Origin of the sequence: Dokdonella sp., assembly GCF_051958935.1 — a bacterium.
Lineage (GTDB): Bacteria > Pseudomonadota > Gammaproteobacteria > Xanthomonadales > Rhodanobacteraceae > Dokdonella_A.
The window spans coordinates 16,698-33,317 of the sequence record NZ_JBQCFP010000006.1 but is presented as its reverse complement, the minus strand read 5'-3'; the positions used below and the strand labels follow the sequence as shown (position 1 = coordinate 33,317).

10 protein-coding genes are annotated in these 16,620 nt (G+C 70.7%); 3 read left to right on the top strand and 7 right to left on the bottom strand.

All coding sequences use genetic code 11. The features are described 5' to 3' along the window. Window position 1: 1 nt before the first annotated feature. Window positions 2–1,489, bottom strand: a complete 1,488-nt coding sequence (locus ACTHK2_RS00665; protein WP_440243666.1) for a hypothetical protein — start codon at window positions 1,487–1,489, stop codon at window positions 2–4. A gap of 174 nt (window positions 1,490–1,663) precedes the next feature. Between ACTHK2_RS00665 and ACTHK2_RS00660 the strand changes: the two genes are divergently transcribed. From ACTHK2_RS00660 to ACTHK2_RS00650, 3 genes are all read left to right on the top strand, one after another. Further along, complete coding sequence (locus ACTHK2_RS00660; protein ID WP_440243664.1) at window positions 1,664–2,401, top strand: YdcF family protein; 738 nt, start codon at window positions 1,664–1,666, stop codon at window positions 2,399–2,401. Window positions 2,402–2,462: 61 nt separating this feature from the next. Beyond that, entirely contained in the window at window positions 2,463–3,461 is a 999-nt protein-coding gene (locus ACTHK2_RS00655) for a helix-turn-helix domain-containing protein (RefSeq protein ID WP_440243662.1), read from the top strand. A gap of 336 nt (window positions 3,462–3,797) precedes the next feature. Then, complete coding sequence (locus ACTHK2_RS00650; RefSeq protein WP_440243660.1) at window positions 3,798–7,064, top strand: hypothetical protein; 3,267 nt, start codon at window positions 3,798–3,800, stop codon at window positions 7,062–7,064. Window positions 7,065–7,170: 106 nt separating this feature from the next. Here ACTHK2_RS00650 and ACTHK2_RS00645 read toward each other — a convergent pair whose 3' ends face one another. The 6 genes from ACTHK2_RS00645 to ACTHK2_RS00620 form a co-directional block, all read right to left on the bottom strand. Beyond that, a complete protein-coding gene (locus ACTHK2_RS00645; protein ID WP_440243658.1) occupies window positions 7,171–8,562 on the bottom strand; it encodes a hypothetical protein in 1,392 nt (463 codons plus the stop codon). 242 nt (window positions 8,563–8,804) lie between these two features. Beyond that, window positions 8,805–10,376, bottom strand: coding sequence for a lipid II flippase MurJ (locus ACTHK2_RS00640; protein WP_440243655.1), 1,572 nt, complete (start codon window positions 10,374–10,376; stop codon window positions 8,805–8,807). Further along, complete coding sequence (locus ACTHK2_RS00635) at window positions 10,373–11,686, bottom strand: O-antigen ligase family protein (protein WP_440243652.1); 1,314 nt, start codon at window positions 11,684–11,686, stop codon at window positions 10,373–10,375. The genes ACTHK2_RS00640 and ACTHK2_RS00635 overlap by 4 nt, the downstream gene beginning before the upstream one ends. A gap of 4 nt (window positions 11,687–11,690) precedes the next feature. Then, complete coding sequence (gene asnB / locus ACTHK2_RS00630; protein ID WP_440243648.1) at window positions 11,691–13,559, bottom strand: asparagine synthase (glutamine-hydrolyzing); 1,869 nt, start codon at window positions 13,557–13,559, stop codon at window positions 11,691–11,693. 3 nt (window positions 13,560–13,562) lie between these two features. Further along, window positions 13,563–14,768 (bottom strand): glycosyltransferase family 4 protein, encoded by a 1,206-nt coding sequence (locus ACTHK2_RS00625; protein ID WP_440243646.1) that lies wholly within the window; start codon window positions 14,766–14,768, stop codon window positions 13,563–13,565. After that, window positions 14,758–16,551, bottom strand: a complete 1,794-nt coding sequence (locus ACTHK2_RS00620) for an asparagine synthetase B family protein (RefSeq protein ID WP_440243643.1) — start codon at window positions 16,549–16,551, stop codon at window positions 14,758–14,760. The genes ACTHK2_RS00625 and ACTHK2_RS00620 overlap by 11 nt, the downstream gene beginning before the upstream one ends. Window positions 16,552–16,620 lie beyond the last annotated feature (69 nt).

Sequence of the window (16,620 nt, the reverse complement as noted above, 5' to 3'; positions counted from 1 at the left end):
GTCAGCGCGCCTGCGCCGCAGCCGCAGCCGCCGCCGCCGCCTGACCGCGCGCGGCGAGTGGCAGTGCCCGATCACGCAGCACGATCATGTAGTCGTCGACGTCGTCGGCGCTCGTCGTACCCCAGTTCGAATTGAACATCACGCGGCCGAGCATGCGGTCCGGCGAGGCGTGCGGCTCGGTCCAGTAACCCGCATAATGCGCGACCTCGTGGTAGCCGAGCGTGCGCATGCGCGGTTGCGGGGCGAGTTCGACCGCGAAGATCTTGTCCGTGTACCAGGGCCAGCTCCCGCTGCGCGTGCGCTGCGTGTCGTAGCTCGACACGACCACCCAGCCGGGATGGCCAAACGCCTTGCCGGAGAAATGCAGCGAGGCGTGCGCGCCGTCGATGTAGGTCGGGAACAGCACGGTGCGCGGGCACTCGGGCACGCCGGACGGGGACGCCGATGCGGGCACCGCAGGGCACGCATCGATGTCGACGAAGAAGACGTCGCCGCGCGCGCTCTGGAAATCGACGGAGACGTAGAGGTCGTGGCCGTTCGCGCCGAGCGCGAGATCGGAATGCTCCGACTTGTGGTGCAGCTTCTTCTTCGTGCGGAAGTCGGGCGACCATGCCCAGGTGCCTTCCTCGTCGCCCGAGCTCGTGAACCAGCGGCCGGACGGGCTCATGCTGACATGATCGGGCCGGATCGATGCCGCGCGCGTGCCGACGATGCGGTCGGTTTGGAGATCGTAGACGACGTAGCCGCGGATCGCGAATTCGTTGCCGGCCTCGGCCTGGAACCCCCAGTAACGGCCGTCCGCCGAGGGCGATCCTTCGTCCTTCGTCCACAGGTGGGTCGCGTCGGGCCACGGCAGGCGGCCGTGGAAATCCGCCGCGACGCGCGACTGGTTGTCGCGCACGTCCAGTGCATAGAGCTCGAGGCCGCCGTTGGTCGGCAGGTAATAAAGCGTGTTCGGGTCGGTCGCATGCCACTGCGGCTCGGCGTCTCCGGCGGGGCCGTCGAGGCGCTTGAGGTAGCGCAGCGTGTCCGCATCGTACAGATGCCAGTAGCCGCCGCTCGCGTAGACGAGGACGAAGCTCGAATCCGCGTTGAACGGTTGGCGGCGCGAGTAGTCGTTGCGCGCGAACGTCGGCGGCGGCTCGACGTCGTGCGCGGTCGCACGCACGGCGCAGGTGCCGCTGCGGTCGCGGAACACCGTGCCCTTCGCGGGCTTCGGCACGACGGCCTGTGGCACATCGTTGCCCTGCGGCAGGAGCGCGCGAAGCGCGACCGGCTGGCCGGCGTAGACGCCCGCTTCGCAGGCGGCTGCGACGCCCTGTGATCGCACATTCGACGGCTGGCCCGCTTCGAGCGGAGGCCGCGCGTGCTGCGAGTGTTCGTCGGCGCGGGCGCCGGCGCTGGACAGGCTCGCGAGTGCGGTGACGACGACGGCCCGGAGTAGGCACGCGAGTAGCGGGCGGCGCGCGGCGCTGCTGTCGTCGGTCATCCTCTCGGCTCCGTGCCTGCGGGCCTGCGAGAGCCCCGTATGCGCGCGGCCATTGTAGGGCACCGCCGTGCGCCGCGTGGGTCTGCACGGCGTTTGCGTGAGTTCGGCGGCCGCGCGAGAAGACAGCCGCATCGGTGGACATGCGACACTGGCGGGCGTCGCCGGAGGGGTCGGATGCTGTCGCCGTTGCGCCTGCTGCTGCTCGTCGGAATCGCCTGGTGGATCGCGCGTCGCATGGGTTGGCGACGCCTGCGCCTGCTGTGCGCGGCCATCGCCACCGTCCTCGTCGTGCTGACCACGCCGCTCGGTGCGAACGCGCTCGTGCGCGTGCAGGAGGCGCGTGCGCCCGCACCGTCGGGCGGCGCCGGCGCGCCGCCGCAGGCGGTCGTCGTGCTGTCCGGCGGGCTCGTCGCGCGCCCCCGCGGCGAGCGCGACTATGCCGCGCTCGGCCTCGCCAGCATCCAGCGCCTGCTCGCGGCCGTGGCGTTGCAGCGCGGGCTCGGCCCCGTGCCGCTCGCCGTCGTAGGCACCAGCGATCGCGGCGTCGCCGATAGCGTGATCCTCGCCAATCTCGCGCGCGATCTCGGCGCCGATGCGTCCCTGCTGCAGGTCGAGACGGCCTCGCTCAATACCTGGCAGAACGCGCAGGCGAGCGCAGCGCTCGCACCGGCGTTGCCGCGGCGGATCTGGCTCGTGACGTCGAGCCTGCACATGGCGCGCTCGCTCGTGGCGTTCCGCGCGGCGGGTTTCGACGCATGCTCGTATCCGGCGCAGCCGCGCTACTACGCGCCGGACAACCTCGGCTACCTGCTGCCGACCGGCAGCGCGACGATGAAGGCGGAGGATGCGTTGCACGAACTCGTCGGCGAACTCGCCTATCGCCTGCGTGCGTGGCGCGCCGCGCACGACTGACGTTGTCGCGCGCGCGCGGGCGTGCGACCTAGCGGCGATTGCCGCTGCACGGGTTCCCGCCATGCCATCGCGTACCGCTCCATCGCCGACCACGCGGCAGGCGCTCGAAGGGATGGGCGTCACGCCGCTCGAGGAGCGTGCCTATCGCCTGCTGCTGCGCCACGAAGGCCTGTCGTCGGCCGAACTCGCGCGGCGCCTCGCTCTGACGACGCGCCAGGTCGCCGGCGTCTTGCGCACGCTCGGTGACAAGGGCATGGCCTCGCACACGCCTGATCGCCCGCCGCGCTACTTCGCCGCGCCGCCGGGGGTCGCGATCGAGACGCTGATCGCGACGAGCCAGCGCGACGAGGAGCAGCGCCAGCGCCGCGCGCGCGCGGCCATCGCGACGCTCGCCGCCGCGGGCACGGGCGGCGTCGTGCGCGACGAGCGCCTCGTCGAGATCCTGAGCCCGAGTGCCACTGCGCAGCTGTTCGTGCAGATGCATCGCACGGTGCGCGAGGAACTGCTCAGCCTGACGCGCCGACCGATGCTCGTGTCCAACGTCGACGAACCCGACCACCTGCTGTTCGAGGCGCTCGCGCGCGGGGTGCGCTGCCGCGCGCTGATCGACAGCGACCTGCTGACGATGCCGGGCTGGACCGAGCACATGCGCGACAACGCCGCGCGCGGCGAGGAGTGCCGCATCGCGGCGGCACTGCCGTTCAAGCTCGTCATCGCCGACCGGCGCATGGCGATCATCCCGCTCGACCTGCGCCAGCCGGGCGGGCCGGTGCTGCTGGTGCGACCCTCGTCGCTGCTGGATGCGCTGTGCGAGATTTTCGACATGCTCTGGCGTGCGGCGACGCCGTACACGGTCGCACCCGACGACGGCGCCAGCTCGCGCGACGCGCTGCTGTCGCTGCTGACCTCGGGTCTCAACGACAAGGCGATCCAGCTGGAGCTCGGCATCTCGCACCGCACGCTCGCGCGGCGCATCAGCGCGCTCATGAAGGAACTCGGCGCCGCGACGCGCTGCCAGCTCGGCTTCCTCGCCGCACAGCGTGCCGCCGCGCGCCGCTGAGTTCCACTTCTACTTGGCCCGTTTGTGCCAACGACCCAACTACGCCGCGCGCAGGCATTGCCGGCGCGCGCGCGCCGCGCCTAGGCTGTGCCGGTTCGCCGCCGCCGGCCCGGCGCGGGAGGCAGGGCCGGCGAACCGCCGGCCGCGAGGACGCGCGGCGCGCGCCCGCGTACTCGCGCGCGGGCCCGGGGGACGAGACGCGCGCGCCGCATCGGCGCGCGATGCCGACGGCCGCCGCGCAGGAGCGCGGTGAGGCCGGATCCGTCGTGACGCCGATCGTCCGCGCCGAGCCGGTGCGGATGCGCGTGCGCACGGCTCCGCAATCCGGAACCCGCCATGAAGATCCCGCTGGCTGCGCCTCGTGCGCAGCACTCCCGATTCCCGCATCGCCTGCGCTTCGGCGGACAGGGCCGCCGCGCTGCGTCGTGCGCACTCGCGGCCGCGCTGTTCGGCGCATCGTTCGCCGCGCCCGCCGCGCTCGCCGCCACTGCGTCCGTGCGCGGCGGCGTGCAGTTCCATGCCGACGAGGCGGCGTTCGACGCCGCACTCGGCGTCCCGCCCAACCTCACCACCGAAACCTTCGATGGCGGCAGCCCGGTCGGCCCGTTCCCGACCTTGTGCGGCGAGCCGATGGGCAGCACCTCGAACGACGTATGCTTCGCGCCCGGCCAGCTCGCGAGCGGCTTCGCGATCACGTCGACGTCGGGCAACGGCATCATCGAATTCCCGCCGGCCTTTCTCGGGCCCAACCAGGCCACGCGCGCGGTCGGCGCGACGACCTTCGTCGACGCGACGATCGTCACGCTCGACCCGCCGGTCGATGCGGTCGCCGCCGACGTCTACGGTGGCCTCAGCGGCGGCACCGCGGTCGACATCGAGGTCTTCGATGCCGATGGCGTTTCGCTCGGCTCGACCACGGTCACGCCGGTCGGCACACGCGACAACGCCGCATTCTTCGGCGCGACGAGTGCGGTGCCGATCGGCAAGGTCGTGTTCCGCGCGCAGGCCGACGGCGGCGAACTCATCGACGACCTGCGGTTCCGCGCCGCCGGCGTGCTCGCACCGCCTGGGCTGGCGCTCGCCTTCGTGCCGGCCGCAGTGGCCGCGGGCAGTCCGTCGACACTGACGATCACGCTCGGCAACCAGTCCCAGCCGGGCGTGGCGACGCTGACCGCGGATCTCGACGACGCGTTGCCCACCGGCCTCGTCGTCGCCGGCGCCGCGAGCAGCACCTGCATCGGCGCCGCACCCACTGCGAGCGGCACGCACGTGATCCTGCCCGCGGGGGCGCAGATTCCCGCAGCGGGCACCTGCAGCGTCAGCGTTGCCGTGAGCGGCGCAGTGCCCGGCACCTACACCAACTCGCTCGGCGCAGGAGCACTGCAGACCGACCTCGGTGCGAATGCGGGCAGTGTCGGCGCGACCCTGCTCGTGATGAGCGCGGACGGCGGCGCCTTTCCGCCCGCCGAGGATTTCGACGGCAGCGCGCCGCCCGCCTTGCCGTCCGGATGGATATCGTCCGGCGGCAGCGGCGCGGACTGGCGCACCGTCAGCGACGTCGCCGACTCCGCGCCGGTCTCCGTGCATGCGCCCGAGCGGGCGTTCGTCGCCGACTTCACGCTCGACACGCCGGTCTTCACGCCCGTCGCGCACCAGAACGTGTCGTTTCGACAGCGCTACAACCTCGAACGCCGCTTCGATGGGGCGGTGCTCGAGATCTCGATCGACGGTGGATCGTACGTCGACATCGTCGACGCCGGCGGGCGATTCGCCAGCGGCGGCTACGGCACCACGCTCAATGACGGCAGCAACAATCCGATCGGCGGCCGGCCCGCGTGGAGCGGCGACAGCCACGGCTGGATGACGACAGTCGCGAGCTTGCCCGCAGCCGCGACGGGGCATGCGACGCGCCTGCGCTTCCGCACGGCCGACGATGCGTCGTTCGCCGCCGACGGCGACAACGGCTGGTGGATCGACTCGGTCGCGCTCGGCGTCGATGCCGTGCCGCCGAGTGCGTCGGTCGCTCCGGCTGCGCTGAGCCTGCAGGTGGAGGAAGGCGCGAGCGCGAGCGGTTCGGTCGTGCTGTCGAACGCAGCGGGTAGCGCGCCGCTCGTGTTCTCGATCGAGACGCGCGGCGCCGCGCACGCGACACTGGTGCCGCATGCGCGCACCAAGCTCGGTGCAGGCAAGCCGACGCACGCGCGCGTGCCGGCGACGATCGCAGCGCATGCGCTCGCGCGCGTCTCGCGCGCGGCCTCGCCGTGGCTGCCGTCGGACGCGTTCACCCTCGAGCTCGACGACGGCAGCGCGGAAACCGCGCTCGGCGCGGGCAGCGCAGCGGGTGAGCAGGCGGCGGTGTATCTCAACCGTTATGTCGCGAGCAACGCGATGACGATCCACTCGATCGGCGTCTACTGGCCCTCTGGCGACGGCGACCTCACGGGGCTGCAGGCGAACCTCGTCGCCTACTACGACGCCGACGGCGATGGCGACCCGCGCAATGCATTGCGGCTGGGCGTCGACACGCTCGTGCCGATCGCGAGCACCGGTACCTTCGAAACCTACGCGGTCGATTTCGAGGTGCCCGCGGCCGGCGACGTCTACCTCGGCTTCGCCGACCAGTGGGCGCTCGCAGGCAACTTCCTGCCGCGACTCTTCCCGGCCGCGCTCGACGAGTCCGCATCGCAGGGCCGGTCGTACATCTCCTCGGCGTCGGTGCCGCCGGTCGACCTGTCCAACCTCGGCAACAACGACATCACCGGCACGGTCGCCGACATCGAGGAGGGGGCGCTCGACGGCAATTTCATGATCCGCGCGGTCGCCACCGGCGGCGGCAGCGGCGGCCCGTGCTCGGGCCAGGTCGTACCCTGGCTCGCCGCGAATGCGGCAGCGGCGAGTCTCGACGGCGGCGCGAGCACGACGATCGCCATCGTCGCCGATGCTTCGATCGGCGCGCTCGCCGAGGGCGAGTACCACGCCGAGGTCTGCCTCGTCACGAATGATCCGCTGCAGGCGGTGCTCGCGATCCCGGTCACGCTCGTCGTCGGCCACCCGCCGGCAGCCGCGTGCAGCGGCGGCAGCGACACGCTGTTCTGCGACGGCTTCGAATCCAGCGCAAACCCGGACATCGTCGCCGGCACGATCGGCGCCGCGGTCGCCGACAGCGTCGACGGCAGCGCCTTCGACTTCGCCACGGCCGATTTCCATGGCTACGACGCGAACATGACGAGCGACGACGTCAACCTGTACGACCTCGTGGGTGGTCCCGACGGCGACGGCCTGTACGTGTACTGGTACGGCGACGTCGCGCCGCCGGCGTTCGAGGCGCTGGTGGGTGGCGTCGTCGACGGCGACGGCGAGTTCGCGGTGCTGTACGCCGGCGACACGGTAGGTCCCGCGACGCCCGTGTCGGGCGCATCGCGTCGGCTCGGTCGCTGGGTCGGTGGAGCGGACGGCTACCTCGGCATCGCGTGCTACGACGAGGCAAGCGGTCGGTTGAACTACGGCTACCTGCACCTCGTGACGGGTGCGCCGAACGGCTTCCCCGCGCAGGTGCTCGACTGGGCGTACGACCGCAGCGGCGCGGCGATCACGATTCCGTGATCGGTGCGTGCGCGCGATCGCGCGCCGCATGAAAGCGAAAAGGCCGGCGGTCGCAACCGTCGGCCTTTTCGTCCAGGACTGCAGCGATTGTTGCAGTGCGCGATGCTCACTGCGCCGCGGGAATCATCCCCGGCTCGAGCTGGATCAGGTAATCGTCGACATCGGTGTCGCTGCCCGTGCTCCAGTTGGAGTTGAACGCGACGCGCGTGAAGTCGCGGTTGACGGCACCCTGGTTTTCGGTCCAATAGCCGTCGTCGCCGCCGTGGTGATAGCCGAGGCCGAAGACGCGGCCGTTCGCCTTCAGTTCGACCGCGATTTCCTTGTTGGTGAACCACGGCCACACGCCGTTGCGGTCTTGGCGCGTGTTGTAGGTCGAGATCAGCACCCAGCCCGGCTTCGCGTATGCCTTGCCGGAGATGTGCACCGACGTCGACGAGCCGTTGACGTAGGTCGGGAACAGCACCGTGCGCGGGCATTCCGGCGTCGACGCGGGGTCGGCGTCGGCCGGCACGCTCGGGCAGGCGTCGATGTCGACGAAGAACACGTCGCCGCTGTTGCTCTGGAAGTCGATCGACGTGTAGATGTCGTGGCCGTCCGCACCGACCGCGATGTCGGAGTGCTCGGACTTGTGCAGCAGCTTCTTCTTCTGCGTGAAGTCGGGCGACCATGCCCAGGTGCCGAGCGAGTCGTCCGACGCGGTGAACCAGCGGCCGGACGGCGTCATGCTCGTGTGGTCCGGCCGCACGGTCGCGTTGCGCGTGCCGACGACCTGGTTGTTCTGGAGGTCGTAGACGACGTAACCCAGGATGCCGAAGCTGCTCGTCTCGGCCTGGAAGCCCCAGTAGCGACCGTCGCGCGAGGGCGAGCCTTCGCTCTTCGTCCACAGGCGCGCGGCATTCGACCACGGCAGGCGGCCGCTGAAGTCGGCGACCGTCGTCGAGGCATTGGTGCGGATGTCGAGCTTGAAGATCTTCATGCCGCCGTTGGTCGGCATGTAGTAGAGGCTGTTCGGATCGGTCGGGTGCCACTGCACTTCCGCGTCGCCGGCCGGGCCGTTGAGGCGCTTGTCGTATTGCATCGTGTTGGCGTCGTAGATGTGCCAGTTGCCACCCGAACCATAGACGAGCACGCGGCTGTCGTCGGCATTGAACGGCTGGCGGCGCGAGTAGTCGTTGCGCGCGAACTGCTGCGGCGGCTCGACGTCGTGCTGGGTCATGCGCACCATGCAGGTGTCGAAACCGGGATCGGCGAACGCCTGGCCCTTGGCCGGCTTGGCGATGCTGCCGGCCGGCGGATTGATCCTGCCTTCGAGCAGCGCGAAGCCCTGCTGGTAGAAGCCGTCGCACGCGTTGGCCACGCCGCCCGCAGGCGCTTCGAATCCGGCGTTGAAGACCTGGTCGACGACGGCTTCGGCGTGGACGGTGCCCGCAGTGACAGCCGACGAGACGGCGAGGGACAGCGCGAGCAGCGAGGCATTGCGGAGCAGCAGGCGGGGCATCGATATTTCCAGGGGAGGAGGCGAGGCGGAAATTCTGCCGGTAGCCTCCCGCCTGGTTTGGGACGAAATTCGCAATGCAGCACAACAACTTGGCGCGGATCGCCAAAATTGTGTGAGCGCCGTTGGAAAACCGTGAAACCGGTTATCCGCCATTCACCCGAAAAATCGGGCTAAATAATCGAAACCGGATAATCGGGCACCGATTTTTCGGCAAGCCGGGACGGCGCGGTTCGTGAAAATCATCACGATTCACCGGTGCTGCGCGCCCGCGCGCGCCGCGTGCGCAGTTTCGCCGCGATCTCCAAGGCTTCGGGCAGCCCGAGACGCCAGGCGAGCGCGAATGCGGCGAGTGCGGCCGGCAGCGCCGCGAAGCCGCAGGCGAGCGCCCATAGGCGGTGGCTCGCCTCGTAGAGGCTCGCGGGAACGAGCACGCGCGCGAGCAGTACGCCCGCCGCGAGCACGCCGATCGGCAGCAGCAGCGGCGCCGACGCCGGGCGCTGCGCGGGTGCGCCGGCGCGCAGCAGACGGCGCACGACGAGCGAGGCGATCAGCGCCGACTGCAGTTGCGACAGCACCGCCGACAGCGCGACGCCGCGCAGCCCGAGGCGTTGCGCCCAGACGAGGTTGAGGCCGACGCAGGTCGCGACCCCGGCGAGTCCGATGAACACCTGCGTCCACGGCCGCACCATGCTGTGCAGCACGCGATAGCTGAAGTAGGCCTGCGAGCGGAACACCATGCCGATCGCGAGCAGGCTCATCGCCTCGACCGTGAGCGCGGTCGAGCGGTCGTCGAAGCGGCCGTGCTCGAGCAGCACGATCACGATGGGCTTTGCGAGGCCGACCAGCAGCACCGCGCACGGCAGCGTCAGGAGCAGGATCAGGCGCTGGCCGTTGCGCCAGGTCATCGTGACGGCGGCGTGGTCGCCCGCCGCGACGCCGCGGCCGAGCGCAGGGTAGTAGCTCGTGATGATCGCCTGCGCGAACACTTCGACCGGCAGCATCGCCATCATCGTCGCGTAGGTGAGCGCGGAGATCGAGCCGGCGTCGAGCCGCGAGACGAAATACTGGTCGACGAGGCCCGTCAGCATCGCGCCGACCGAACCGACGAGCAGCGGCAGGAGATGGGCGAGCGGGCGCAGGAAATCCGGGTGGCCGAGCGCGAACGCCGGGCGCAGGCTGCTGCGGAAGAGGTCGCGGTTGCCGACGGCGAGGATGCACAGCTGCACGAAGAAGCCGAGCGTGATGCCGACGATGAGTGCGCGCACGCCGAGGTCGCGTGCGAGCAGCAGCGCGACGAGGATGATCGCGCTGTTGTTGACGACGCCGTCGAGGCCGGGCAACAGGAAGCGTTCGCGCGCGTTGCTGAGCGCCGACAGCAACGAGGACACCGTCAGCATCAGCATGCAGGGCAGCATCAGGCGGATCATCCCGATCGCGCGCTGCTGGTCCTCGGGCGCGAGGCCGGGTGCGAGCCGGTGCACGAGCGCGCCCGTCCACAGCTGGACCGCCGCGCACGCGAGCAGCGAGACGCCGATCGCGAGGGTGAAGAGCGTGTTCGCGCCGCGCCAGACGTCGGCGCCGGTGCGGCCTTCGAGGCTTTTCACGAAGCGCGGCACGAAGGCGACGGTGATCACCGTGGTGAGCAGGTTCGGCAGCATGAGCGGCAGCGAGTAGGCGACCCAGAACGCGTCGAGCACGCCGCTGGTGCCGAACAGCGTCGCGATGATCAGGGTCTTGCCGATCGCGAGCAGCTTGCCGGCTAGGTTGAGCCCGGACAGCGCGAGCACCGCGCGGCGCGGTCGCGTCGCGTTCACGGCCGGCGCGCCGGGATGCCGCGCGCGCGCGCGGCGAGCGGAAAGCGCTCGACCATGTGGTCGGTGCCGGCGACGACCAATGCGGTCGACGCGGGCGCCTGCCGCGTCTTGAGCAGCATGTAGCGCTCGAGCAGGCCACACAGGATCCAGAACGTGCCCATCACGTTGCCCTCGAGGAACGGGCTGCCGTAGAGGTTGCCGAGGGCCATGGCGAGCGCCGTCACGCTGAAGCCGATCGCGAGCGCGCGCGCCTCGGCGTCGTCGGGCGGCATGCTCCGGCGCAGCCACGCGCCGAGGCGGAACGTCGCGAGCACGAGGAGCAGCAGCGCGAGCAATGCCTGCGGTCCTCCCTCGGCGAGGGTGAGCACGTAGAAGTTGTGCGCGTCGAAATGCTGGAACGCCGAGTAGTGACCGATCTCGTTCTTGAACCGGTTCTGGCCGACGCCGGCCGGGTTCGCCTGCCACATCGCCAGCGCGCCGGCCCAGATCTCCCAGCGGCTCGCCGTGCTCTCGTCGACCTTCTCCTCGCCGTGCGGGCCCTTCTGCTGCGTTTCCTCGACGCGCTGGGTCACGCTCTCGGGCAGGAACCCGACCAGCGACGCGAGCGTCGCGCCGAGCACGAGCGCCAGCAGCACGCTACGCCGGAGCAGCAGCACGACGAGGCCGATCACCGCGATGAAGTAGGCCTGGCGTGAATAGGTGAACAGCAGCGCCATCGTCAGCAGCACGACGCCGCCGAGGGCGGCGATGCGCCAGCGCTTGTGCTCGAGGAACAGCGCGAGGCCGATGAACATCGGCAGGAACATCGCGTAATAGACGCCGGCGCGGTTCGCGTCGCGGTAGTTGCTGCCGAATGGCCCCGACGCGCGATGCGTCTCGACGAAGGCGCCGATGCCGTAGTCGAAGCCCTGGCGTATCGCCTGCACCGCGGCGACGGCCGCGACCGCCATCACCGCGATCACGAGCAGGCGCGTGTTGCGCAGGTCCTGCTTGCAGTGCAGGTACATGAAGTAGAGCAGCGGCGAGAACAGCGCATTCTTGAGGTAGGTGAGGTCGACCATGAACTCGCCCGGTGCGCGCATCTGCGCGATCGCGAACGCGAGCACGAGCATCGCCATGAAGAACAGCAGCGGGCCGCGCATGCGCGCTTTCGCATCGAGTTCGTCGTGCTTGCCCGAGAAGTGCAGCATCAGCAGCACGAGCAGGAACAGCGCGTTGGGCAGGTTGAGCCCGGGCACCCCCGACTCGAAGTTGTAGTGGCCCTGGTAGACCGTGTAGAGGATCTGGAACAGGAGCAGGAAGCGCAGCATGGTCTCAGCCGGGCCGCGGCGCGTCGAGGAAGCGGCGTGCCCAGAGCTCGAGCGAGAGGATCAGCCAGAGCGATTCGCCGCGATCGGCGCGCCCCGCGAGGTGATCGTCGAGGCAGGCGCGCGCGGCGGCCGCATCGATGACGCCGCGCTCGCGGAACGCGCGGCTCGCGAGCACGTCCTCGGCGAGCGGCCGCAGCGGTCCGCGGAACCACTGTCCAAGCGGGATTGCGAAACCCTGCTTCGGCTTGGCCAGCACGTCGGCGGGCAGCCAGCGTTCCGCCACGCGACGCAGGATGTGCTTGCCGCGGCCGCGCCGCACGCGCAAGTCCTCGGGCAGGGACACGGCGAACTCGACCACGGCGGGATCGAGGAACGGCACGCGGCCCTCGAGCGAGTTCGCCATCGCCATGCGATCGACCTTGACCAGGATGTCGTCGGGCAGGTAACTGCCGAAATCGAGTTCGACGATGCGGTCGAGCATCGAATGGCGCGCGCTGCCGCTGTGCGCGAGCGCATGCAGCGGGTCCTCGTAGCCGTCCCGCGCGGCGGCGCCGAGCAGGTCGCGTACCGTTTCCGGCCGGCTCATCGCGACGCTGCCCAGGTAGCTTTCCGGGAACGGCATGCGCATCCGCTCGGCGACACCGCGCAGGCGGTAGCCAAACGAACCGCCGACGAGGTTGGCGCCCGCGCGCGCGGCGAGTGCGACCGGCGCCTTCAGCGGACCGAGGCGTTGCAGCGCGAGGAAGCGCAGGTAGCGCTTGTAGCCGGCGAACGTCTCGTCGCCGGCGTCGCCGGTGAGCACCATCGCCACCTGCGTGCGCGCGAGCTGCGAGACGAGGAAGGTCGGCACCGCCGACGAATCGGCGAATGGTTCGTCCAGATACCAGACGAGCTGCTCGAGCAGGCTTACCGCGTCGGGCTCGACGACGAGTTCGTGGTGGTCGGTGCCGAGGTGTTCGGCGACGCGGCGCGCGTCGGACAGCTCGTTGTAGGCGGCTTCCTTGAAGCCGATCGAATACGTGCGCACGCGCTGCGAGGAATGGCGCGTCATCAGCGCGACGACCGTGCTCGAGTCGAGTCCGCCGCTGAGGAATGCGCCGAACGGCACGTCGGCGACCATGCGGCTGTGCACGGCGCGGTCGAGCAGCTCGGCGAGGTGCTGCTCGGCCTCGGCCGGCGCGACCTTCGTTCGACGGCCGAAATCGAGCGTGTAGTAGCGCTCGACCGCGATGCGGCCATCGCTGCACCGCAGGTAGCATCCCGGCGGCAACTTGCGCACGCTCGCGAAGATGCTCGCCGGCGTCGGCACGTAACCGTAGCGCACGTACGAGCGCAGCGCCGCCGGGTCGAGCTCGCGCCGGAAACCCGGCACCTCGATCAGCGCCTTGAGCTCGCTCGCGAACAGGATGCGTGACTCGTCGTGCGCGTAGAACAGGGGCTTCTCGCCGAAGCGATCACGCGCGAGCACGAGGGTTTGCGTGCGGCGGTCCCACGCCGCGAGTGCGAACATGCCGTCGAGGCGCGCGAAGCAGCGCTCGCCCCATTCGGCGAACGCTTGCGCGACGACTTCGCTGTCCGAGGCGGAATGGAATTCACGGCCCAGCGCCTGCAGCTCGGCGCGCAACTCGCGGTAGTTGTAGATCTCGCCGTTGAACACGAGCTGGATGCGCCCGCCGTCGGCGGACATCGGCTGGTGCCCGCCGGCGATGTCGATGATCGCGAGGCGGCGCATGCCGAGCAGTGCGCGCGCGTCGCGGTAGTAGCCCTCGTCGTCGGGGCCGCGATGACGGATCGCGTCGTTCATCGCCTGGCCGATGGCGGCGTCGGGCGGTTGCTGGCCGGGTGCGACGACGAGGCCGATGATGCCGCACATGCTTCAGTCCCCCGGGAGCGGAATGGCGGGCGCGACGGTGTGCGCCGGATCGTCGCCACGGTACAACGCGAGCAGGCGTTCGACCACGACGTCGAGGTCGGCGCGCGCCGCCACGTCGGCGCGCGCCTGGCAGCCGAGCCGGTGCAGGCCGGGCCGCCCCTGCGCGACGGCATCGGCGAGGCGCTGCGCTAGCGCGTCGCGGTCGCCCGGCTCGAACAGCCAGCCGTTGCGGCCGTCGACGATGAAATCCTCGCTGCCGCTGACGCGGCTCGCGACCACGGGCAGGCACGAGGCCATGAATTCGAGCAGGGTATTGGACAGCCCCTCGATGGTCGAGGTCAGCACGCCGAAGTCGGCCTCGCGCAGGAGGCGCTCGACGTCGGAGCGATGGCCGAGGAATTCGACCTGCGCGGCGATGCCGAGGCGTTCGGCCTGCGCGCGCAGCGATGCTTCGAGCGGGCCGGCGCCGACCAGGCGCAGGCGCGCGCGCCCAGGCTGCGGGAAGGCCGCGGCCCAGGCGTCGAGCAGCACGCCGAGTCCCTTCTCCGGCACGAGCCGGCCGACGAACACCGCGTTCGGTACGCCGTCCGGGCGCGGCGGCGCGCGCAGCCCGAAGCGGCGCGTGTCGATCGCATTCGGCAGCGCGACGATGCGCTCGCGCGCGAACCCATGGCGCAGCAGTTCGGCGTCGATGCGATTGCTGATCGCCTGCAGCGCGTGCGCGCCGCGCAGCCAATGCTGGCCGATGCGCGCGACGACGCCGCCATCGTCGCGCAGCAGGCCCTTCTTGAGCTCCCACCAACCAGAGACCTTCACGATCACGGGGCGCCCGATGCGGCGGCCCATCATCGTCGTGAGCGCGCCGAGATGGTGCGCGATGTGCACGTGCCATGCGTCGTAACGGCGTCCATGGCGCGCGAGGAATGCGAGCAGCCGCAGCCACAGCACGAGCGAGCCGAACAGGCGGATGCGCGGATAGGCGATGCGCAGCACCGGGATGCCTTCGTGCCGGCCGATACGCGCGGGTGTGAGGTCGGGATCGCGCAATGGCGTCAGCACGGTCACGCGATGGCCGCGTTCGCGCAGGCGCAGCGCGAGCGTGCGCACCTGCGACTCGGCGCCGCCGCCGCCGATCACCGGGAAGTTGCTCTCCAGCACCATGAGCACGCGCAGCGCGCGCGCGTCGGGGTGGCTGCGCTCAGGCCGCATCGAGGTGCCTCCGCAGCCACAGCTCGAGCACGACGAGCTGCCAGATGCCGCGCGAGTGGTCCCAGCTGCCGCGCACGTGCTCGGCGAGCAGGCGTTCGACGAAGGCGCGTTCGAACACCTCGCGCGCGAGCGTGCGCGCATCGAACAGCACGTCGCGCACGAACTGCTGGAACGCGGCATCGCTGCGCAGCCACACCGCGACCGGCAGGCCGAACCCCTGCTTCTTCTTCCTCAGCACGTCGTCGGGCAGGATGCCGGCCATCGCCTGCTTGAACAGGTAGCGCTTGGTCGTGCCGCGCACCTTGTACGCCGGCGGCAGGCGTCCCGTGTAGGCGACCAGGCGCGGATCGAGATACGGATAACGTGCGCTGATGCCGTGCGCACGGCAGGCACCGTGCACCTTGTAGAGATCGTTCTGCGCGATCGCCATCGCGAGGTCGAGGCGCATGATCCGGTGCAGCGGGCCGGCGCTGCCGCCGAGCGCATACACCCCGCGCATGAACTCGAGCGAAGCGTCGCGCGGCACGCGCGCGCGGAACGCCGGCGTCAGCAGGGCGTCGTAGTCGTCCGAGCCGAACGAGTCGTCGGTGTAGAAGCGGTCGGGATTGGGCAGCGATGCGCGGCGCGTGAAGTTGTCGACGCGATTGAGGAAGTGCGACGAGGAACGCCCCGCGACGCGGCCGATGCCGCGCGCGAGCGTCTTCAGCGGCGCGGGCAGGCGGTGGAACGTCTCCATCACCTGGTCCTTCGCATAGCGCTCGTTGCCGCCGTAGATCTCGTCGCCGCCGTCGCCGGCGAGGAGGGTGTCGACCGACCGCGTCGCCGCGAGCGCGGCGCAGGCGAGCGTCGGCACCGCCGAGGCGTCGCCGAACGGCTGATCCCACGCATCGACGACCTGCTCGAGCAGGGCGACCGCGTCGCCGCGGCTCACGCGCGCGGTGTACGGCTCCGCGCCTACGTTGCGCGCGACGAGCTCGGCGTAGGCGAGTTCGTCGTAACCTTCTTCGGCGAAGCCGATCGAGAAGCTGCGCACCTTCGCCTCGGGACGTTCGCTGGCGAGGATCGAGACGATGCTCGAGCTGTCGGTGCCGCCGGAAAGGAAACAGCCCCAGCTGCGCGTGTCGGCGGGCCGGTAGTCGTGCACGCTCGCGACGATCTGCGCGCGCAGCTCGCGCGCGAGCACGTCGTCGCTGCCGCGCAGGTCCTCCGCATACTCGGGCAGCCAGTAGCGCGTGGCGCGGCCGCGCATGCCGTCCCAGGCGTAGCGCGTGCCGGGCGTCACGTGCTGCACGCCCGCGCAGATCGACAGCGGTGCGGGGACGTAGGCGAAATTGAGGTAGTGGTAGATCGCGAGCGGATCGACCTCGCGCGTGCACAGCGGGCTCGCGAGGATCAGGTGCAGATCGCTCGCGAGCAGCGCGGTGCCGTCACGCTCGAGCACGTACAGCGGCAAGGTCGAGAAGTGGTCGGTCAGCGCGGCGACGCGACGGCCGTCCGCGCTCCAGACCACCTGTACGAAGCGGCCGCGCCAGCGTGCGTGCGGGCCGTCGCCGCCGAGCGCGGCGACGCCGTCCTCGCAGCGGCCCTCGACGAGGTCGGCGAGCGCGAACCAGTGCGTGCCGGCCGCTTGCCCGTGCCGCACCGCGCCGCGTGTGGCGATGCGGACGGCGCCATCGCCGCTCAGCGCGTAACCGGCCGGCGCGCCGACCGCACGAGCGGCGGCGGGGCCGAAGGCGCAGGCGAAGTCGCCGATCACGCTGGCGTGGTCGTTCACAGGCGGCATGCTCGAGGTTCCGGCGAGGGCGATGCCGGCGCGTGCATGCGTGGCGTCGCTGTGGAGGGAAGGAAAGGC

Excerpts from the sequence above, each read along its gene's own strand:
- ACTHK2_RS00635 (WP_440243652.1), bottom strand. The coding sequence starts at position 11,686 with ATGCTGCGCTTCCTGCTCCTGTTCCAGATCCTCTACACGGTCTACCAG.
- ACTHK2_RS00645 (WP_440243658.1), bottom strand. The coding sequence starts at position 8,562 with ATGCCCCGCCTGCTGCTCCGCAATGCCTCGCTGCTCGCGCTGTCCCTC.
- asnB (WP_440243648.1), bottom strand. The coding sequence starts at position 13,559 with ATGTGCGGCATCATCGGCCTCGTCGTCGCACCCGGCCAGCAACCGCCC.
- ACTHK2_RS00665 (WP_440243666.1), bottom strand. The coding sequence starts at position 1,489 with ATGACCGACGACAGCAGCGCCGCGCGCCGCCCGCTACTCGCGTGCCTA.
- ACTHK2_RS00660 (WP_440243664.1), top strand. The coding sequence starts at position 1,664 with ATGCTGTCGCCGTTGCGCCTGCTGCTGCTCGTCGGAATCGCCTGGTGG.
- ACTHK2_RS00625 (WP_440243646.1), bottom strand. The coding sequence starts at position 14,768 with ATGCGGCCTGAGCGCAGCCACCCCGACGCGCGCGCGCTGCGCGTGCTC.
- ACTHK2_RS00650 (WP_440243660.1), top strand. The coding sequence starts at position 3,798 with ATGAAGATCCCGCTGGCTGCGCCTCGTGCGCAGCACTCCCGATTCCCG.
- ACTHK2_RS00620 (WP_440243643.1), bottom strand. The coding sequence starts at position 16,551 with ATGCCGCCTGTGAACGACCACGCCAGCGTGATCGGCGACTTCGCCTGC.
- ACTHK2_RS00655 (WP_440243662.1), top strand. The coding sequence starts at position 2,463 with ATGCCATCGCGTACCGCTCCATCGCCGACCACGCGGCAGGCGCTCGAA.